The sequence below is a fragment of the Reyranella soli genome, assembly GCF_007992495.1.
Taxonomy (GTDB): domain Bacteria; phylum Pseudomonadota; class Alphaproteobacteria; order Reyranellales; family Reyranellaceae; genus Reyranella; species Reyranella soli.
Genome location: NZ_BKAJ01000075.1, coordinates 52,732 through 73,514, shown reverse-complemented (window position 1 = coordinate 73,514; position 20,783 = coordinate 52,732). Strand labels below are relative to the sequence as shown.

Here is a 20,783-nt window from a genome sequence, read left to right as displayed (position 1 = left end):
TAACCAGAGAGAGCGTAGCCATGCCGAACACCCATACATCGGATCTCCTGGAGAAGGCGCCGCCGCGCCTGCGCGACCCGTTGCTGCAGCCCTTTCGCCTGAAGGGGCTCAGCCTGCGCAACCGCATCATGAGCACCAGCCACGCCGCCACGATCGACGAAGGCGGGATGCCCAAGGAGCGCTACCAGCGCTATCACGAGGAGAAGGCCAAGGGTGGCATCGCCCTCACCATGTTCGGCGGCTCCTCGATGGTGGCGCGCGATTCGAGCTGGGGCGGCGGCCAGATCGACATGTCGAGCGACGCCATCATCCCCGACCTGCAGGCCTTCTCGTCGCGCATCCACGGTCATGGCGCCGCGATCATGTGCCAGATCTCCCACCTCGGCCGGCGCGCCACCTCGGCCGCCATGAACTGGCTGCCGACCCTGGCGCCGAGCCCGATCCGCGAGCGCCGCCATCGCGACTTCCCGCGCGAGATGGACCGCAGCGACATCGATCGCATCATCGCCGACTACGCCGCGGCGGCCGTGCGCTGCAAGGAGGGCGGGCTCGATGGCTGCGAGACCGTGACCGGCGGCCATCTGATCGGCCAGTTCCTGTCGCCGCGCACCAATCGGCGCACCGACGGCTTCGGCGGTTCGCTGGAGAACCGCGCGCGCTTTGGCCTGATGGTGCACGAGGCCATTCGCAAACGGGTCGGCGACGACTACATCGTCGGCATCCGCTTCGTGGTCGACGAGGACATCGAGGAAGGCATCGGCTTCGCGGAATGCGTGGCGCTCGCCCGGCTGTTCGAGCGCGAGGGCCATATCGACTTCTTCAACGCCATCTTCGGCCGCATGGATACCGACCTGGCGCTGGCCGAGCACAACATGCCCGGCATGTCGCAGCCCTTGGCGCCGTTCCTGTCCTCGGTCGGCGCTTTCAAGCGCGAGGTTGGCTTGCCGGTCTTTCATGCCGCGCGCATCCCCGATATCGCCACCGCGCGCCATGCCATCGCCGAGGGTCTTCTGGACATGGTGGCGATGACGCGGGCCCACATGGCCGATCCGCAGATCGTCAACAAGCTGATGCGCGGCGAGGAGGAGCGCATCCGGCCCTGCGTCGGCGCCTCGCACTGCATGTATAAAAAGCTCGCCTGCATCCACAATCCGGCGACCGGGCGCGAGCAGATCCTGCCGCAGATCGTGCAGCCCTCGCCGCGGCCCGGCCGCAAGGTCGTGGTCGTGGGTGGCGGGCCGGCCGGGCTCGAGGCGGCGCGCGTCGTCGCCGAGCGCGGCCACAAGGTCGTGTTGTTCGAGGCCGCCAATCGGCTCGGTGGACAGCTGCTGCTGGCGGTGCGCGCGACCTGGCGTCGCGACCTTGTCGCCATCGTCGACTGGCGCGCCGCCGAGCTGGCGCGACTGGGCGTCGACGTCCGCCTCAACACCTACGCCATGGCCGACGACGTTTTAGCCGAAAAGCCCGATGCCGTGATCATCGCCACCGGCGGCGTGCCCGATGCCGGCTGGCTCGACGGCTGGGAACATTGCACCACGGTGTGGGACATTCTCTCCGGCGACGCCACCGCCAAGGACGAAGTCCTCGTCTACGACGGAACCGGCCGACATCAGGCGGTGTCGTGTGCGCTGCATCTTGCCGAGCAGGGCCGTGACGTCCAGTTCGTCACGCTCGACGACAGCATGGGCGCGGAGATGGAGTACAACGCCCGCGTCGTCTACCGAAAGCGCTTCGCCGAGCATGGCGTGCGCATCACCATCGACCATCAGCTAGAGCGCGTGCGGCCGTCGGGCAACGGCCTGGTCGCGACCTTCCGGCACGAGCTGACGGGCGAGCTGGTGGAGATGCGGGCGCCGCAGATCGTGATCGAGAATGGCACCACGCCGATCGTCGAGACCTTCGAGGCCCTGCGCGCCGGCTCGATCAACGACGGGATCACCGACATCGACGCCCTGCTCGACGGCGAGCCGCAGCTTCCGACACCTCCCGGCGACGGCGCCTTCGAGCTGCACCGCATCGGCGATGCCGTCAGCAGCCGCAGCGTCCATGCGGCGATTTACGACGCCCTGCGGCTCTGCATGACCCTGTGATAGTCGGCACTCATGAACAACGATCTTCGCGTGCGCCCCGCCGGCGCCAGGACGACGCTGCGGCCGATGCAGGCCGGCGATGTCGTGGCAATGCATCGGCTGTCCCGGCAGATGTCGTGGCCTCATCGGTTGGAGGATTGCGCGCAACTCTTCGCGCTGAGCGCCGGCAGCGTTGCCGTCGACGCGGCGGGGCTCACCGTCGGCGTCGGCCTGCGCTGGAGCTTCGGCGATGTCGGCACCATCGGCTTGGTGCTGGTCGCGCCTGACTGCCAGGGCAGGGGCATCGGCCGCGCCCTGATGACGGCGCTGATCGACGACTTGAGCCCGCGCGCGCTGATGCTGAATGCGACGGCCGAAGGGCTGGAGCTCTATAAGAAGCTGGGTTTCGTCTCGACCGGCTTCGTCCGCCAGCATCAGGCGTGGTTCGACGACGCACCGGTCCTGCCGTCCGCGCCGAACGTTGCCGTGCGTCGCGCCCTACCGGCGGATCATGCGGCGCTGTGCGCCCTCGACGCCGCGGCCTTCGGTGCCGATCGGTCTGCGCTCATCAGCCGGCTCCTGGTGAACGGCGAGGCTTGGCTGGTCGAGCGCGCCGGACTGCCGTCGGGTTTCGCCGTGCTGCGAGCCTTCGGCCGCGGCGCGATCATCGGCCCGGTCGTGGCGCCAGGCGAAGACGAGGCCATCGCCCTCGTGGCCGCTGCCGCCAAGGCAGCGCCAAGCGGCGTGCTGCGCGTGGACATCGACGCAGATGCCGGGCGTCTCGCGGCCTGGCTGACGCAGGCAGGCTTGCCGGCCATCGACACAGTGACGATCATGCTGCGCGGCCGCTGGCCCGAGATACGCAAGGGGCCGCGGCGCTTCGGTCTGGCTCTTCAGGCCTGGGGCTGAAGTCGGAAAGGACCCGTCGATGCGTTCAAGACTCGTCGTTTGGTACAACACCAAATGCCCGGTCTGCGACGGCGGCATCAACTGGCAACGCAATCGGCTGGTGCGCGCCGCCCGCGCCGGCGCCATCGAGTTCCGCGACATCAATCTCGAGCCGGCCGCTCTCGCCCGCTTCGGGGCCGGGATCGAGGACGTGCGCCGCCGGCTGCACGCGGTCGACGCTGAAGGGCGGCTGTTCGTCGGTGCCGACTGCGCCATCGAGGCCTGGCTGCGCACACCGGGAGACGCATGGCTCGGTCGGCTGACAGGCCTGCCGATCGCGCGCCAGATCGCCCGTTTTGTCTATGACCGCTTCGCCGACGTCCTCTACGCCTGGAACCGGCGCAAAGGCCACTGGTAGGTGCCGCCACGTTGCAAGAACGATCGGAGATCATCGATCTCGCTCGAGAATGGCGATTCGCTTCAGTAGCTCAGCGGCGATCAGATAGAAGCAAACCAGCAGTCCGATGGCGACCAAGACTCCCGCAGGAAGCGTCGTGAACTCGAACCACTCGGCCACCGGAGAGAAGGGCAGGATCAGCGCCACCCCCAGAGCAATGAGCGACGAGGCCGTCAATGTCGGATGAGGCGGGTTGCTCCACGGGCGACCCGCCGTGCGAATGATGAAGATGACCAGGATCTGGGTTGCCATCGATTCGACGAACCAGGCGGTGCGGAATTGCTCCGGCGTGACCTGGAAGATCAGCAACAGGCCTGTGAAGGTCAGCAGATCGAAGATTGACGACACAGGGCCCATGACACCGGCAAAGCGCATCAACCTACGCAGATCCCAGACCTGCGGCTTTGCCGTCGCCTCGGGCCGCACCGTGTCGAAGGGAATGCCGATCTCGGAAAAATCGTAGAGAAGATTGTTCAGCAGGATCTGGATGGGCAGCATCGGCAGGAACGGCAGGAAGACCGAAGCCGCGGCCATCGACAACATGTTGCCGAAGTTTGAACTGGCGCCCATGCGAACGTACTTCAGGATGTTGGCGAAGGTCCGCCGGCCTTCCTGGATGCCGTCGGCGACTACCTCCAGATCGGGCGCGAGCAGGATCATGTCCGCGGCCGCCTGAGCCACGCCGGTTGCCCCGTCGACGGAGAGACCGATGTCGGCCGCTTTCAGGGCAGGTGCGTCGTTAATCCCGTCGCCGAGAAAGCCCACCGTTTCGCCATTTGCCTGCAACGCCTTGACCAGCCGCGACTTCTGATCCGGTGCCAAACGCCCGAACGCGTCGGCCGTGCGGATTTGGACCGCGAGTGCTTCATCGCTCAGCCGCGCAATGTCGGAGCCCGAGAGGACGGTCGACGCATTGAGACCGACCAACGCGGCCAGCCGTCTGACCACGATGGGGTCATCGCCGGACAGTATCTTCACCCGGACGCCGGCGGCCGCCAGCCGGGTGACGGCGGCGGTGCAGGTGGGTTTCGGCGGGTCGGCAAAAGTGCAGATGCCTTCGTAGACCAGGTTGGTTTCGTCGTCGGCTTCCAGCTCGCGCGAATCGGCGGACCACGCGCGCGAGGCCACGGCCACCGATCGAAGGCCTTGCTCGGCAAGCGCCCGCACCTGCTGTTGGATTCCGGCACGTTGAACCTCGGTCATCGGCAGGATGCCGGTCGGGCGACGCACTGCCGCACACAAGGCCAGCACCGCCTCCGGTGCCCCTTTGACGACCAGGAGCTTGCCGTCCGGCCCTTCGGCGAGAACCGATCCGAGACGCCGGTGGAAATCGAAGGCACGACGGTACAGGAGCATCCACGCCGGTTCCGTGTGCCCTGTGCCCGCAATCAGCGCGGCGTCGAGCGTGCCGCGATCGCCACCGAGCCGCGCGGCCATCGCACCGAGGGTCGCGGGGCGATCGCTCTGTTGGCCGTCGGCATCGAGGCTCTGGGCCAAGGTGATTTGCGCGGACGTAAGGGTTCCGGTCTTGTCCGTGCACAGCACGGTCATGGACCCCAGGTCGTGGATCGCCGCGAGGCGCTTCACGATGACCTTGCGCGCGGCCATGCGCAGCGCGCCGCGTGTCAAGGTGACGGTGGTGATCATCGGCAGAAGCTCGGGAGTAAGCCCGACGGCGAGTGCCACCGAGAACATCAGCGACTGCAATATCGGTCGGCCAAAGAGGACGTTCGCGGCGAACACGACCACAATCAGGGCGATGGACAGTCGGGCGATCAGCAAGCCGAGGGAATGAAGGTCCCGCTGGAATGGGGACGGTGCCTGGTCCTCGGCAAGAGCAGCGGCGGCGGTGCCGAAGAGAGTTGAAGGCCCCGTACCGACGACCAATGCCAAAGCCTCGCCGGTCTGGGCTACGGATCCTCGGAACACTGCGTTGGTGGCTTCGGCCGCATTGTGCGAACTGACCAGTCCGCTGCGCTTTTCGACGGGGTAGGGCTCTCCGGTCAGTGCCGCCTCGCCCGTGGTGAAGGCACTTGCTTGCAGCAACAGACCATCCGCCGGCACGATGTCGCCAGCGCGGATGCGCACCACGTCGCCTGGCACGACCCTGTCAGTGGGAATCTCGACGAAGGCGCCGTCGCGTCTGACTTCGGCCTTCAATGCCACCGACTGCCGCAGCATTTCAGCGGCCTTGGCCGCACGACCTTCCTGGAGCGTATCGAGGCCGATCGACATCGCCAGGATCGTCGCAATGATGATCCCGCCGATCTGGTCGCCGGTGGCTACCGATACCGCGGCAGCGGCCATCAGGATCAGGCAAAGGGGCTCCAGCAAACGGCGTAGGATTGCGCGCACAACGCCAAGGCGGGGAGGGGCGGTGTCGGTGTTGGCGCCGTAGCGGGCAAGCCGGGCGGCAGCCTCGGCGCCGTCAAGCCCGCTGCCGCTGCAATCAAGCCGACGGCAAAGCGTCTCCTTGTCGACTGTCCAGAAGGGCGCAGAGAGGTTCACGTGTATCGGCACCATAGTAAGCAGAGCGACGTCAGACTTGACGCAGGTCAAGGAGGCAGCAGGCGTGCTTGGGTGGTCAACCGAACCGCCCGGTGACGAAATTCCGTGTGCGCGTATCCTTGGGCGCCGTGAAAACCTGCCCGGCCATGTCAAATTCGACGAGCTCGCCCAAGTACGTGAAGGCGACATAGTCGGACACCCGAGCCGCCTGTTGCAAGTTGTGGGTCACGATGGCGACCGTATGGTCTGCTCCAAGATCGAGGATCGTCTGCTCGATCTTGGCGGCTGAGATCGGGTCGATCGCGGAACACGGCTCATCGAGCAGCAGCACATCGGGCTGCAGGGCGATGGCGCGAGCGATGCACAGGCGCTGCTGCTGGCCGCCCGAAAGCTCGGTGCCGTGTTTGCCGAGCCTGTCCTTCACTTCCTCCCATAGAGCCGCGCGGCGCAGCGCCGACTCCACTGCGACCTCCAGATCGGCCTTTGCCAAGCGCCGATGCAATGCGACACCGAAGGCGACGTTCTGGTAGACCGACATCGGAAACGGCGACGGCTTCTGGAACACCATGCCGATGCGCAGCCGCAGCCCTTCGACGTTCTGATGCCTGCCCAGGATATCCTCGCCATCGAGCAGGACCTCTCCGTCCACGCGTTGGCCGGGATGAAGGTCGTGCATGCGGTTCAATACGCGCAGCAAAGTCGATTTGCCGCAGCCTGATGGCCCGATGAAGGCTGTCACGCGGTGTTCATGGATCGGCACCGAGACGTCCTTGAGCGCACGATGGCCGTTCTCGTAGTAGAAGTTCAGCTTGTGCACGCTGATCTTCTCACGCGGCGACAACGAGTCTGGTGGCAGTGAATCCCTTTTGACACTTGGCGTGATCGTGGGGGACATCGTGCGCTCCTGCTTCAAGGCATAGTCGGGGGAAATGGCCGAAGGGTTCGACGCCAGGCGTCCTCCGGGCTGTCTGACGTCGATGAACCCTAGCGTTCCAAGGTCAACACGAATGTCCGGGTTGGATTGGTGATGTCCGGCGCTTCGACATCCTCCGGCTCGACGGCCGGCGTGCCGGGCTTCGGAATGGTGAACGCCTTGCGATTCAACAAACCGGCCATGGTGTCGATACCCGTGCGATACTGGGTGCGCTCGCATTCGATGACGGCGCCAATGCGTGTGTGGTTGCGCGCACCGTCGGAGTTCTCGCCGCGGCTGACGCCATAGTAGTCGAAGAAGGCTACAAGCTGGGAACAGCGCTTCTTCAGCCATGCCGCCCGCTCCGGCGTCATCGGCTTGGCTGGCGCCTGCATCGGGGTTTGCGGGTCGACCAGTGCGGCGACAGGTTGGGCGGAGGCGTCGCTCGCGACACCTGCCGCCAGCATCGCGGCCAGCAGTCCCATCGATGTCAGTCGATGGTGATGGTGGCATATGCAACTATAGATAGCACGTTCCGCGGAACGACTCCGCCGGACATCGCCGTCGAAAGCCCTGCAATTGCTGAACACTTGGCGATCTTGAACACCATGTCAGACTCCATGAAAGAAGCGTTACATCGCGCTTTCTGGCATATTGGAAGAAACCCGAGACTTTCGCCGGGACAGCTGTCGCGCGTTTCGGCCACGCCCAAGCGGCGATGGATTTATGGGAAAGGCGCCCTGATCACCTTGAGGCAGAGCAACTATAAGATGTGCACTGTCACGGCACGCAAACATGCCTGTAAGAGACCTGTCGCCCGATGTCTCATGTGCCCCCATTCGCGGCACATCCCGCTGGCGGCATCACGCAATGTTCACATTGGGCGAGGAATTATTCTGACCTGCATCAAGGGACGTGCCGCGGCATTGATCTATCGATCATCCAGAGAACAGGTGAACGGATGACCAAGAAAGTCCAGATTGTCCAAGAGCTCGGCGACAGTTCCTTGCTGGTGCCAACGTTACTGGCCGACGCCTTGGCCGCGAACGATAGGCTGAAACTCGGCCTCACCTTGTTACAAGAGGCAGCGGCGCACGCGGCCAACCCCGCCCGCGCGGTGAATTCGTTGGCAACCGAGCGCCGCGCGGCGGGCCTTGGCGACCCGCAGTTCGATGCGACCGTTGTGGGAGCGCAAGCGCTGGCGCCCGATCGCCTGCACATCCCGGGTGCCCGGACCTTGGTGACCGGTTTGGCATGCGACCTCGACAGCATGCTTGCCCCCCTGCGCGCCGCGAGCTCGCCTTCCTTCGCAGAACTCGATCGCCGTTGCACCACGGTGCTCGATGCCTTGCCCAAGGCGGAGCGCGACGAGCTGGCGCCGCGTGACATTCAGGCGATGGCCTCAGCCCGCCGCGACGGCCCCGACAGCCTGCATCTTGTTGTCATGGACACCCACAAGGCGATCAACGCCTTGGCGGCCGAGTCGGCTCTGGAGGAGATCGACGGTGCGCACGTCCATCACGTCGATCCCGCCGACCGGCCTCGCATAAAGGCCTTCATGGCCGGCTTGCAGCGCACAGCCGTCCTGGCCTTCGGCCATCCGGGGCTCGGCACCAGTGCCGTGCGGTCCAACGGACGGCTCATCATACAAAACGACATCGGTGAGACAGAGGCGCATGTGCTGGTCGTGCATGTCTCAGACGACACCGTCACCATCACGTACACCGACGTGCATCGCGGGCGCGCCCGGTTCTTCATGGCGATGTTCGACGGTGTCGATTGGAGTCCCCTCGCCGAGAAGGCCGCGCACGGCATGGAAGACGATGTCTTCTACCTGATCACCGGCCGTCGCGCTTTCACCGACGAGGCGGCGATGCTGGGCTTCCTGGAGTACCTTGGGTCGCGCCTGGTGTTCCTGATCGACTGGAACAAGGCACGCAAGTCGCTGCAGACCTTCGCCGGCAAGCACGAGGTCGTCGACATCCTGAGCTGGGCTGCGGCGCACGACCATGGCCACCGCGCTTTCCTCGAGCTTGGAGGCGCCGATCTCGTCTACGAGGCCGTCCGACGCACCGCCGTCGGCCGCATTCCCTACGGTGCCCGCCTCGATGCAACGCTGGGCTCGGCGGAGTGCGCAAAGTTCCTGAGGCGGGTGCTGCGCCAGACCAGCGAAGGTTTGCGCGCCGGCCGCTCGCTGCGTTTGATCCGCGACGAGATCCAGGCCGAGCTGGCACAGTTGTTCGACACGGCGGAGGCGGCCGTGCTGACGCTGCTGGTGCGCCACCTCGGCGTCACGCGGACGCTCGCATCGGCCATTGCCGGACGGGTTGGCGGCGCAGGCGACGCCTCGGCCGCCGAGCGCGCCTGGCTCGCGGGCCGCGCCAAGCAGATGGAGGAGAAGGCCGACCGTCTCACCGTGCAGGCCCGCGAGGTATGCGCGCGTATCCAGGGCGGCGAGATGCTGCGCCTCGCCGTCGACGAGGTCGAGAACGCGACCGATGCGCTCGATGAAGCAGCCTTTCTGTGGAGCCTCGCCCCGCCCGGCGATCCCAAGGCGAGTTACGCGGCGCTCGCCGATCTGGCGGACATCGTCGTGGACAGTGTCAGTCAGCTCGTCCGCGCCGCCGAGGCCGCTTCGCGCCTGCCTCAGGGCGAGCGCCTCGACGCGGCGGCGTCGTTGCAGGCGATCGATGCCGTTACGCTGGCCGAACGACGCGCCGATGCGGCGGAGCGCACCGCGATCGGCGCTCTGATGAGCATGCCCGCGGCCGACGCCCGGTCGCTGGTGCTGGGCCTCGAGCTTGCGCGCGCGCTCGAGGGCGCAACGGATCATCTTGCGCACGCCGCTCTTTCTTTGCGTGACCGTGTGCTCGAGGAGCTGTCGCGATGACCCGAGAACCCCTTTTTATCGCCAGTGGTTTTTCATCTCCGGCCGTCACGCCTGAGCTGGCCGGCTCCAAGGCCACCGAGCTTTGGCACATGGCGAAGCTCGGACTCGACGTGCCGCCGGCCTTCGTGCTGCCCACCACCCTCTGCGCCGGTGCGAATGCGGGGGAGGGCGCAGCGCTCGCGGCCGTGGAAAATGCCCTCGCCAAGGGCATCGCCTGGCTGGAGGAGCGCACCGGGCGGCGTTTCGGCGACAGCCGTGCGCCGCTTCTGGTCTCCGCGCGCTCAGGGGCGGCCGTCTCCATGCCCGGCATGCTGCAGACAGTGCTCGACATTGGCCTCAACGAAGAGAGCGTGCACGGTCTCATTCGGTTGAACGGCAATCCACGACTCGCCTTCGATTCCTGGCGCCGTCTGATCCAGTCCCATGCCGAGGTGGTGGGCGGCCTGCCTGCCGCGCGCTTTGACCAGGCGCTGGCTGAGATGGTCAAGGGCGAGCAGGTTGAGGGCGAGGCCGAGCTCGATTCCGAGGCCTTGGAGCGGCTCGCCACGGCCTATCGCGACCTTGCCCTGCGCGCGGGCCACGCCGTGCCCGACGATCCCCGCCGGCAGCTCGCCCAGGCGGCGCGCGCCGTCTTCCAGTCCTGGCAGTCGCCGCGTGCCGTCGAGTATCGCCGGCTCAACCGGATCTCCGACGACGGCGGTACCGCGATCACGGTGCAGGCCATGGTGTTCGGGAATTCCGGACCGAGATCGGGCGCCGGTGTGATCTTCAGCCGCAACCCTGCTACCGGCGCGGACGAGCCCTATCTCGACTTCCTGTTCGACGCGCAAGGTGAGGATGTGGTCTCGGGCCGGCGCACGCCGGTCGATGCGAGCCGCCTGCAGGCCCGCCTGCCTGAAGTCGCACGCCGGCTTATCGACGGCGTGAAGCTGATCGAACGCACGCGCCACGACGCACAGGATGTCGAGTTCACTGTCGAGGAGGGACATCTCTATTTCCTGCAGACGCGCAGCGCCAAGCGTACGCCGCTTGCGGCGCTGAGCCTGGCGGTCGCGATGGTACACGAGGGCCTGATCGACCGGCCCACGGCATTGGCGCGGCTGGCCGCGTTCGACCTGTCGGCGCTCGCCGTGTCGCGCTTCGCTGACAACGCGGCGCCAGCCGCCGAGGCGATTTCGGCGGCGCCCGGCGTGGCAAGCGGCCGCGTCGCCTTCAGTTCGGCGCGAGCCAAGGAGCTGGCCCAGGATGGCGCTCCCGTGATCCTGGTGCGTCCCGACACCTCGACCGAAGATGTCGCGGGCTTCGCCGTCGCCAGCGGCATCCTGACGACGGTGGGCGGACGTACCGCTCATGCCGCCGTGGTGGCGCGTCAGCTCGGCAAGGTCTGCCTGGTCGGCTGCCGGGCGCTGGCCATCGACGAGACGCGCGCCGAAGCGACGATCGCTGGTACGCCCCTTCGCGAAGGGGATTGGCTGTCGCTCGATGGCGACGTCGGCACCGTCGTGTTGGGCAAGCGCAACATCGTCTCTCGGCCGCCGGAAGAATTGGCCGAGGTCGAGCGCTGGCGCAGCACCGCCGGAATGTCGCCGGCAGCGGCATGCGGAGGCAACTGAGAAGACCACCAGCGGCGCTTGACCTGCCTCAAACGCCGGCTCTGCGCTTCAGGCACAGTAGAGACGGGTGATGGATATCCGTTCCCCCAGATAGGAGTTTGGACCATGTTTAAGCGTATTCTCAGGGGCTCTGCGGGATTGGTGCTGTTGGCGGCCGCGGCAACGTCGGCCTCCGCGCAATCAAAGTCGGGGGTGAATCTCGGCTCCCTCACTTGTACCGTTGCAGGCGGCGTCGGCTTCGTATTCGGCTCCTCCAAGGAGCTCACCTGCCTGTTCAGTCGAAGCAATGGCGTTGCCGAGCGCTACGTCGGTACGATCAAGAAGTTCGGCGTCGACATCGGCTTCACCAAGGAAGCGCAGATGGTCTGGCTCGTCTTGGCTCCCGGCAATGTCGGGACCGGCGCCCTGACCGGCTCCTATGCCGGCGGAACTGCGTCGGCCACGGTGGGAGTGGGCGCCGGCGCCAATGTGCTGGTAGGCGGCAGCAACAAGCAGATCTCCCTGCAGCCCGTGAGCGTGGAGGGCAGCATCGGCCTCAACGTCGCGGCCGGCATCGGCGAAGTCGACTTGCGTTATGTGAAGTAGCGTCGTTGCGTCTTCGTCCGTAGTTCCATCGCGGTGTGGCCTCATGAACGATCTCCGCGACATCGGCGCGGCGTCGGTCGCGCAACCCGTCCGTCAGGATCAAGTGCCAGGTGCAGCATTGGTTCTCGCGCCGACGCCGCAGCGTGCGATCGCCAGGCCCGCCGCTGCGGACGTCGGGCGTTGGTTGCGACGGTTGCTCCTCGGTCTGCTCGTCGCGGCCCTCGCGGCGGTCGGAGGAACCTACTGGTGGCTGCACCGGGCGCCCCCGCTGCCGGCCGGAATCGCCTACGGCAATGGCCGGCTGGAAGCCGATCCGATCGATATTGCCACCAAGTTCGCCGGTCGCATCCTGGAGCTGCGCGTCGAGGAAGGGGACATGGCGAAGGCGGGCCAAGTCCTCGCCATCATGGATACCAGAGACCTCGACGCCTCGCTCAAGAAGGCCGAGGCGCAGGTCGAACAGGCCAACAAAGCGATCGCCGAAGCCAATGCAAACGTCGCCCAGATGCATACGCAGGTGGTGCTGGCCCAGCAGCAAATGGAGCGCGCCGAGACCCTGCTGAAGAACGGTTGGATCACCCGCGAGCTGTTCGACCAGCGCCGTCAGCAGCTCGAAGGCGCGCGGGCGGCCGAGCTGGCAGCCAATGCCCGGGTGCTCGCCGCCGAAGCCGTGCTCAATGCCGCCCAACACGACGTCGAGCTCTACAAGGTCAACATCGCCGATAATACGCTGATGGCCCCCAAGAATGGGCGCATCGAATATCGCATCGCCAATGTCGGCGAAGTCCTGCCCGCCGGCGGCAAGGTCTTCACGATGCTCGATGTCGGCTACGTCTACATGGACATCTACCTGCCGACCGCGATGGTCGGCCAAGTCCATGTCGGCAACGACGCGCGCATCGTGCTCGACGCCCGGGCCGACCGGCCCATCCCGGCGAAAGTGAGCTTCATCGCCTCGCAGGCGCAGTTCACACCCAAGATGGTTGAGACCAAGACCGAACGCGACAAACTGATGTTCCGCGTGCGGGTGCGCATCGACCAGAGCCTGTCGCGCGCCCACGCCGACGCCGTGCACAGCGGGTTGCCGGGCGTGGCCTATGTCAGGTTCGACGACAAGGTGGAGTGGCCGGAGCGCCTGCAAGGGAGGCCGTAGGGATGTCCGCCCCCGGCGCCTTCACCGTCCGCATCGACGGCGTCAGCCACCATTACAACAGCGTGGCGGCACTCGACGGCGTCACGCTCGACATCCCCGCCGGGCTCGTCACCGGGCTGATCGGGCCGGACGGCGTGGGCAAGTCGTCGCTGCTGGGCCTCGTCGCCGGCGCCAAGCGCATCCAGCAGGGCCGCGTCGAGGTGCTGGGCGGCGATATGGCGAGCGTCCGCCATCGCCGCGCGATTTGCCCGCGCATTGCCTACATGCCGCAAGGCCTGGGCAAAAACCTCTATCCCGAGCTCAGCGTGCGCGAGAACATCGACTTCTTCGGTCGCCTGTTTGGCCAGGATCGTCACGAGCGCGCTGCACGGATCGACGAGCTGCTGGGCGCCACGGGGCTGGCCGATTTCCGAGACCGCCTAGCACGGCAGCTCTCGGGGGGCATGCGCCAGAAGCTCGGCCTGTGCTGCGCCCTGATGCACGATCCCGACCTGCTTATCCTCGACGAGCCCACCACGGGTGTCGATCCGTTGTCGCGCCGGCAGTTCTGGCAACTGGTCCAGCGCATGCGCGCGCGCCGGCCCGGCATGACCATTCTCGTGGCGACGGCCTACATGGAGGAAGCGGAAAGCTTCGATTGGCTCATCGCCATGAATGCCGGCCGCGTGTTGGCGAGCGGCGCGCCTACACAGCTCAAGGCAGAAACCGGTGCGGCCACGATCGAGGAGGCCTTCATTCGCCTGCTGCCCGACGGGCTAAGGGACGCCCATCGCGAATTGAAGATTCCACCGCGGGGCGCCTTCGATCATGAACGCGTCATCGTCGCGCATGGTTTGACGCGCCGCTTCGGCGACTTCGTCGCCGTCGACCATGTCGATTTCGACATCGAGCGCGGCGAGATCTTCGGCTTCCTGGGCTCCAACGGTTGCGGCAAGACCACGACCATGAAGATGCTGACCGGTCTCTTGCCGGCAAGCGACGGCACCGCGGCGCTGTTCGGACGATCCATCGATGCAACCGACCTGGGCTTGCGGGCTCGCGTCGGCTACATGTCGCAGTCCTTCTCGCTCTACACCGAGCTCACGGTCCAGCAGAACCTCGACCTGCACGCCCGTCTTTTCCATCTGCCGGCGAAGCCGGCGCGGCGTCGCATTGAAGAGCTGATCCGGCGCTTCGGGCTTGGCGAGTATGTCGGGCAGCTTACCTCGACCCTGCCGCTGGGAATCCGCCAGCGCCTATCGCTCGCCGTAGCGATCGTTCATCAACCGGATCTGCTGATCCTCGACGAGCCGACGTCGGGTGTCGACCCGATCGCCCGCGATGCCTTCTGGGAGCTCCTGATCGATCTGTCGCGCAACCAGGGCGTCACGATCTTCGTGTCCACACATTTCATGAACGAGGCGTCGCGTTGCGACAGGATCTCGCTGATGGATGCGGGCCGTGTGCTGGCCACCGGCGCCCCGGCGACCCTGGTGCGGCAGCGCGACGCCGAGGACCTCGAGGACGCGTTCGTGGGCTATCTCGAGGAGGCGGCGCAAGCGCGGGCGACGACACCGGGCGAATCTCCCTTGGTCGAGCGGCCGCGCCTCGCGGCGCCATCTGCCGCGAACCCGTCACGGCTGTTCAGCGTGCGCCGGATGCTGGCCTTCACGGTTCGCGAATCCCTGGAGCTCCTCCGTGACCCGATCCGACTGGCGTTCGCGCTCGGCGGCACGGCCTTTCTCATGCTGGTGTTCGGATTCGGCATCACCACGGATGTCGACTCGCTCACCTTTGCTGTGCTCGATCGCGACAACACCTACGAAAGCCGCGCCTATGTCGAAGAGCTGCGCGGATCGGCCTATTTCCGGGAACAACCGCCGCTCAAGGACGCGGCCGATCTGCAGGATCGCCTCAAGAGAGGCGAGGTCACCGCCACCGTCGAGATCCCGCCGGGCTTCGGCCGTGACGTGAAGCGGCTGCGACAGACCGAGGTCGGTGTCTGGATCGACGGGGCCATGCCGTTTCGCGCCGAGACCATCCGGGGATACGTCCAGGGTCTTCATCAGCAGTATCTCGCCGACCGTGCGATCCGGGGTCATGCGGCGAATGCCAAAGGCACCTCGGCGGCCAGCATCGAAGTCAGGTTCCGCTACAACCAGGACTTCGACAGCGTCTACGCCATGGTGCCTGCGATGATCGCTTTTCAGCTCGCGTTCATTCCCGCCATTCTCATGGCGCTCGCCGTCGTTCGGGAGAAGGAGCTGGGATCGATCGTCAATCTCTACGTCACGCCGGTTACCCGCCTCGAATTCCTGGTGGGCAAGCAGCTTCCCTACATTGCGGTCGCGATGATCAGTTTCGCGATGCTCTTCCTGATGGCACTCTTCGTCTTCGACGTGCCGCTGAAGGGCAGCTTCCTGCTGCTCGCACTGGGCGCGCTGGTCTATGTCACAACGACGACCGCCTACGGGCAGGTGATCTCGGCTTTCACTGGCACCCAGATCGCGGCGCTGTTCGGCACTGCGATCCTCACCGTGCTGCCGGCGACGATGTTCGCCGGCATGCTGGTCCCGGTCTCTTCCATCACCGGCTTCGGCGCCGTCCTCGGACACCTGTTCCCGATGACCTATTTCCTGCCTCTGAGCGTCGGGACCTTCACCAAGGGGCTGGGCTTCGTCGACCTTTCCGGCCAGCTGCTCGCTCTCGCGGCGTTCGTGCCGGCGTTCACGCTGCTCAGTCTCGTGCTGCTGCGCGGCCAGGAGAAGTGATCGCCGTGCGCACCCTGTCCACGATCTTCTGGCTGGCCACCAAGGAGCTGCGCAGCTTCTTTCGTGACTGGGTCCTATTCGGGCTGGTCATCTACTCGTTCTCCCTGGCCATCATCGCCCAGGCCCAGGGCAATACGCAGGAGCTGCACCATGCCTCGATCGGCATCGTCGACGAGGATCGTTCCGAGCTCTCACGCCGTATCACGCGGGTGTTCATGCCGCCGTACTTCAAGACGGCACAGCCGGTCGAGCTCGCAGAAGTCGATCACCTGATGAACAACGGTCGCTTCACCTTCATCGTCGACATTCCGGCACACTTCGAACGCGATGTACTGAGCGGCCGCAGGCCCGCGCTGCAGGTCGCCGTCGATGCGACGGCCGTGATGCAGGCGGGCATCGGCGCAGGCTATATGCAGCGGATCATCCAAACGGAAATCGACGATTTCGTCTCCCGCAGCGTCGACTCGCGGCCACCGCCCGTCAACCTCGCGACGCGCATCGCCTTCAATCCCAATGTCGCCACCGCCTGGTTCGCCAGCGTCATGGGCATTCTCAACAGCGTGACGATGCTGGCGATCATCCTGGCGGGAGCGGCCGTGGTGCGCGAGCGCGAGCACGGCACCATGGATCACTTGCTGGCCATGCCGGTCAGCCCCTTCGAAATCGCCATGTCGAAAATCCTCGCCAACGGCCTGGTCATCACCGTCGCGGTGGGCCTGTCGCTCTACCTCGTCGTCAGCCGGCTGCTGGCCGTTCCCCTCGCCGGATCCGTGCCACTGTTCATGGCCGGTGTTGTGCTCTACCTGTTCTTCGCCACGGCCGTCGGAATATTCCTGGCGACCATCGCCCGCACCATGCCGCAACTGGGCTTGTTGTTCCTGCTGGTGGCGATCCCCTTGAACATGCTGTCGGGCAGCAACACGCCGCTTGAAAGCATGCCGCCCTTCCTGCGCGCGATCATGCAGACCTCACCCTCGACCCACTTCGTGTCGTTTGCCCAGGCCATTCTCTATCGCGGGGCCGGGTTCGATGTGATCTGGCCGGAGTACCTGGCGGTTGCTGCAATGGGCTGCCTGTTTCTCGGCCTGGCACTGCTGCGCTTCCGCAGCGTCGCCGTCCAGAGTTAGCGGAATTGCAACGTTGCCGGCTGAATATGCCAGAACTCGGGAGAAGTGTTGTGCCAGATCATGCTCCAGCGGCCGTATCCGCGCGAGTTTTGCGCGATAGAGGAGAGGCAGCTATGAGCGACCACAGCTTGCGTCAGAATATCCCGCACGATCCCCCGTCGGCCGCTCCGGTGCCCGCCGCCCGAGACTCCGACGTCGTCACCGCCCTGTCGGACATCACCGACCGATCGCTACATGCCGCGCTGGCACGGTTCACCCTGGGCCTGTCGCCGGCAGCCATCTCCGCAGCCTATCTCGATTGGCTGGTCCATCTGATCGCAGCACCCGGGAAACGCCTTCAATTGGCCGACAAGATGGCGCGCAAGTCGATGCGCTTTGCCGCCTTCGCCGCGCAGCAGGCGCTGCAGCCGGGCAAGGCCGCAGCCGTCATCGAGCCGTTGCCTCAGGATCGTCGCTTCGCGGCCGACGTCTGGCAGCACCCGCCGTTCAACCTCTTCTATCAGGGCTTCCTGCTGCAGCAGCAATGGTGGCACAACGCCACTTCGGACATACGCGGTGTGACGCGCCATCATGAGGATATCGTCAACTTCGGCGGTCGCCAGCTCCTCGACATGTTCTCACCCTCGAACTTCTTGCCGACAAATCCCGAGCTTCTGCAGCGGACCTTGCAGAGCGGCGGCCAGAACTTCCTTCTCGGCTGGCAGCACCTGTTCGAGGATTGGGAAAGGGCGATCAGCGGTAAGAAGCCGGTCGGCAGCCAAGCCTACGAGATCGGCCGCAGCATCGCCGCGACTCCGGGCAAGGTCGTCTTTCGCAATAGGCTGATCGAGCTCATCCAGTACGAGCCGGCAACCGAGCAGGTCCATGCCGAGCCGGTGCTGATCGTACCGGCTTGGATCATGAAGTACTACATTCTCGACCTGTCGGCGCAGAATTCCCTGGTGCGATATCTCACCGGCCAGGGTTTCACGGTGTTCATGATCTCCTGGAAGAACCCCGATGCCGAAGACCGCGATCTCAGCATGGAGGACTATCGTCGCCTCGGGGTGATGGCGGCGCTCAACGCCATTGCATCGATCGCTCCCGAGCGACAGGTGCACGCCATGGGCTACTGCCTGGGCGGGACGCTGCTTGCGATCGCGGCGGCCGCAATGGCGCGCGACGGCGATACTCGACTCAGGACCATGACCCTGCTCGCGGCGCAGACCGACTTCAGCGAAGCCGGGGAACTGATGTTGTTCATCGACGAAAGCCAGATCGCCTTCCTCGAGGACATGATGTGGGAGCAGGGTTTCCTGGACGCCAAGCAAATGGCAGGAGCTTTTCAGATGTTGCGCTCCAACGACCTTCTATGGTCGCTGGCATTGCGGCGCTACCTGATGGGCGAACGCGAGCCTCTCAGCGACCTCATGGCCTGGAACGCCGACGCCACGCGCCTGCCCTATCGCATGCATTCCGAGTACCTGCGCCGCTTGTTCCTCGACAACGATCTCGCCGAAGGCAGGTACATGGTCGATGGGCGTCCTGTTGCGCTGACCGACATCAGAGCGCCGGTATTTGCCGTCGGCACGGCCTGGGATCACGTGGCGCCCTGGCGCTCGACCTACAAGATCCATCTATTGGCCGATACCGAGGTCACCTACCTGCTGACCAACGGCGGCCATAATGCCGGCATCGTATCGGAAGTCGGCCATGCCGGGCGCCACTATCAGGTCATGACCAAGAAGGCTGAAGATCGCTACGTCGATCCCGAAACTTGGCTGGCCATCGCGCCGCGGCACGATGGATCGTGGTGGCCGACTTACGGTGCCTGGATCAAGGCGCATTCCGACGGCTTGGTCCATCCTCCGCCGATGGGCAGCCCGTCACGCGGCCTTGCACCGCTCTGTGATGCGCCAGGGATCTATGTGCTGCAGGACTGAGTGAACCGACCGGTGATCTCAGCTCCGGTCGGTCACTAGACTAGAACACCTTGTTTGCCTGCGGCCGGTGCCTGTTGCTGAGCTTGAAGCCCGAGCGCTCCGCCTTGCGCGGATCGCGCACCCAGATCTCGCGGTTGGGATGCAACCCGCCGCCGCGCGTGGCGGGCACGGCGGTGCTGCGCGCGCGGTGGAGCAGGCGGGTGTCGGCCGCGCCGCAGTTGGGATGGATGCCGCCGTTGCCGGCGACGATCTTCTCCCAGGCCGCCTTGCGCTTGGCGAGGGTGGTCGGGTCGGCGAGCGCCGGGCAGTTCAGCTCGTTGGTGTTGAGATCGACGACGATCTCGTCGCCGTTCTCGATGAAGGCGATCGGGCCGCCCAGCGCGGCTTCGGGGCCGACATGGCCGATCACCAGGCCGACCGAGCCGCCCGAGAAGCGGGCATCCGTCATCAGGCCGACGACGATGCCGCGCTCGCGGCAGAGCGTCGTGATGCGCGACGTCGGGTCGAGCATCTCCGGCATGCCCGGCGCGCCGCTCGGCCCCTCGTAGCGCACGATGACCATGTCGTGGTTCTGGAACTGCCCGGGCGCCTGGTCGAGGGCGTCGAGCAGGTCCTGCTCGCCCTCGAAGACGCGGGCCTTGCCGCGGAAGGTGTTGTTCTCCAGGCCGCCCTCGACGCCCGCGAGCTTCAGGATGGCGGAGAAGTCCGGCGACAGGTTGCCGCCCAGCACGCGCAAGCCGCCCGTCGGCTTGTAAGGCTTGTCGACGGTGTAGATCACCTTGCCGTCGGCATGCTTGGCGCCCAGCCGCTTGACCTGGGCCGCCAGCGTCTCGCCGGTGCAGGTCATCACGTCGCCGTTGAGCAGGCCGGCGTCCAGGAACTCGCGCACGATCACCTGGATGCCGCCCACATTGTCGATGTCGACCATCGAATACTTGCCGTAGGGGCGCGCGTCGGTCAGCACGGGCACGACGTGCTGGGAGAGGTAGTTGAACTCCTCCGGCGTGATGATGTCCTTCCAGAAGTCGGCATAGCCCGCGGCGCGCGCGATCTCCGGCGCGTGCAAGGTCACGTTGGTCGAGCCGCCGATCGCCATCGCCACGATCGTGGCGTTGCGCAGCGAGTCGCGCACGACGATGTCGCGCGGCTTGAGGTCCTTGGCCATCAGGTTCTCGAGATGGCCGACCAGCTCCTTGGGGAACTCGTTCACCCGGCGCGGATCGTCGGACGGCGGCGCCACCATGTGCAGAGGCTGCATGCCGACCACGCCGATGAAGGTCTGCATGGTGTTGTAGGTGAAGATGCCGCCGCAGCTGCCGATGCCGGGGCAGGCATGGCAGGCGATGTGATGGCGAAACTCGGCGTCGGGATGGCCCGCGACCTGATAGGCGGTCACGAGGTCGATCGGCTCGCCCGTCTTGGGGTCGGTGCCGGGGTGGATCGAGCCGTCCGACATGATGATGGCCGGCCGGTTGTGCTCGAGCAACGCGGCCAGCGTGCCGACCGGCGGCTTGTCGCAGGCGACGACGGCGATGGTGCCGGCGAGGCCGGTGGCGCTGAGATGCTCGCACAGCGCGTCGTTGGTGACCTCGCGGCCGATCAGCGAGTAGCGCATCTCGCGCGTGCCGTTGCGGATGCCGTCGGAGGTGGCGATCGTGTATTCGGGCTGGACCAGCCGGAGCTTGAGCTGGCCCTGTCCGGTGCCGACGCGGCCCTTGAGCTCGTTATGGATGGCGTCGACCTTCGACATGACCCCGAGGTAGCACTGGCTGTCGCCCTTGGTGCCGACGACGCCGACCGACGGCTCGTGGATCAGGTCGATATCGGTGCCCAGCGCGCGCGCGACGCCGATCGACTGCGAGCTGCGGCCGGGATGGCGGTCGATGAGGACGGTGCGCGAGGTCATGG

Annotated in this window: 14 protein-coding genes; 10 read left to right on the top strand and 4 right to left on the bottom strand. The window is 65.9% G+C overall.

Annotated features, from left to right (window positions below):
• Window positions 1-20: 20 nt before the first annotated feature.
• The 3 genes from RSO01_RS21780 to RSO01_RS21770 are packed head-to-tail and all read left to right on the top strand — an operon-like array spanning window position 21 to window position 3,375.
• Window positions 21-2,090 (top strand): NADH:flavin oxidoreductase, encoded by a 2,070-nt coding sequence (locus RSO01_RS21780; RefSeq protein ID WP_147151565.1) that lies wholly within the window; start codon window positions 21-23, stop codon window positions 2,088-2,090.
• Between the two features lie 12 nt (window positions 2,091-2,102).
• Window positions 2,103-2,978: a GNAT family N-acetyltransferase gene (locus tag RSO01_RS21775; protein WP_147151564.1), complete on the top strand. Its 876-nt coding sequence runs from the start codon at window positions 2,103-2,105 to the stop codon at window positions 2,976-2,978.
• Between the two features lie 19 nt (window positions 2,979-2,997).
• The gene (locus RSO01_RS21770; protein ID WP_147151563.1) at window positions 2,998-3,375 is read left to right on the top strand and encodes a thiol-disulfide oxidoreductase DCC family protein; all 378 of its coding nucleotides are present in this window, start codon (window positions 2,998-3,000) and stop codon (window positions 3,373-3,375) included.
• A 30-nt stretch (window positions 3,376-3,405) separates the two neighbouring features.
• Here RSO01_RS21770 and mgtA read toward each other — a convergent pair whose 3' ends face one another.
• The 3 genes from mgtA to RSO01_RS21755 form a co-directional block, all read right to left on the bottom strand.
• A complete protein-coding gene (mgtA, locus tag RSO01_RS21765; RefSeq protein WP_147151575.1) occupies window positions 3,406-5,937 on the bottom strand; it encodes a magnesium-translocating P-type ATPase in 2,532 nt (843 codons plus the stop codon).
• Between the two features lie 61 nt (window positions 5,938-5,998).
• Entirely contained in the window at window positions 5,999-6,817 is an 819-nt protein-coding gene (gene pstB, locus RSO01_RS21760) for a phosphate ABC transporter ATP-binding protein PstB (RefSeq protein WP_147151562.1), read from the bottom strand.
• Between the two features lie 89 nt (window positions 6,818-6,906).
• Window positions 6,907-7,320, bottom strand: coding sequence for a hypothetical protein (locus tag RSO01_RS21755; RefSeq protein WP_147151561.1), 414 nt, complete (start codon window positions 7,318-7,320; stop codon window positions 6,907-6,909).
• Window positions 7,321-7,796: 476 nt separating this feature from the next.
• On the opposite strand from RSO01_RS21755, the gene RSO01_RS21750 reads away from it, so the two are divergent.
• The 7 genes from RSO01_RS21750 to RSO01_RS21720 all read left to right on the top strand — a co-directional run bounded on the left by RSO01_RS21750 (window position 7,797) and on the right by RSO01_RS21720 (window position 18,875).
• A complete protein-coding gene (locus RSO01_RS21750; protein ID WP_147151560.1) occupies window positions 7,797-9,725 on the top strand; it encodes a hypothetical protein in 1,929 nt (642 codons plus the stop codon).
• On the top strand, window positions 9,722-11,338 hold the full coding sequence (locus RSO01_RS21745) for a pyruvate, phosphate dikinase (protein ID WP_147151559.1): 1,617 nt from the start codon (window positions 9,722-9,724) through the stop codon (window positions 11,336-11,338). Before RSO01_RS21750 ends, RSO01_RS21745 begins: the two co-directional genes overlap by 4 nt.
• Window positions 11,339-11,443: 105 nt before the next feature.
• Window positions 11,444-11,923 (top strand): DUF992 domain-containing protein, encoded by a 480-nt coding sequence (locus RSO01_RS21740; RefSeq protein WP_147151558.1) that lies wholly within the window; start codon window positions 11,444-11,446, stop codon window positions 11,921-11,923.
• Window positions 11,924-11,966: 43 nt separating this feature from the next.
• Window positions 11,967-13,076 carry an HlyD family secretion protein gene (locus RSO01_RS21735; RefSeq protein WP_147151557.1) on the top strand — a complete coding sequence of 370 codons (1,110 nt, stop codon included), beginning with the start codon at window positions 11,967-11,969 and terminating at the stop codon, window positions 13,074-13,076.
• A 2-nt stretch (window positions 13,077-13,078) separates the two neighbouring features.
• Window positions 13,079-15,826 (top strand): ribosome-associated ATPase/putative transporter RbbA, encoded by a 2,748-nt coding sequence (gene rbbA / locus RSO01_RS21730; protein WP_147151556.1) that lies wholly within the window; start codon window positions 13,079-13,081, stop codon window positions 15,824-15,826.
• 5 nt (window positions 15,827-15,831) lie between these two features.
• Window positions 15,832-16,953, top strand: a complete 1,122-nt coding sequence (locus tag RSO01_RS21725; protein WP_147151555.1) for an ABC transporter permease — start codon at window positions 15,832-15,834, stop codon at window positions 16,951-16,953.
• Window positions 16,954-17,066: 113 nt separating this feature from the next.
• Window positions 17,067-18,875, top strand: coding sequence for a PHA/PHB synthase family protein (locus RSO01_RS21720; RefSeq protein ID WP_147151554.1), 1,809 nt, complete (start codon window positions 17,067-17,069; stop codon window positions 18,873-18,875).
• A 40-nt stretch (window positions 18,876-18,915) separates the two neighbouring features.
• Here the strand turns inward: RSO01_RS21720 and RSO01_RS21715 are convergent, their stop codons facing one another.
• Window positions 18,916-20,781 carry a dihydroxy-acid dehydratase domain-containing protein gene (locus RSO01_RS21715; RefSeq protein ID WP_147151553.1) on the bottom strand — a complete coding sequence of 622 codons (1,866 nt, stop codon included), beginning with the start codon at window positions 20,779-20,781 and terminating at the stop codon, window positions 18,916-18,918.
• Window positions 20,782-20,783 lie beyond the last annotated feature (2 nt).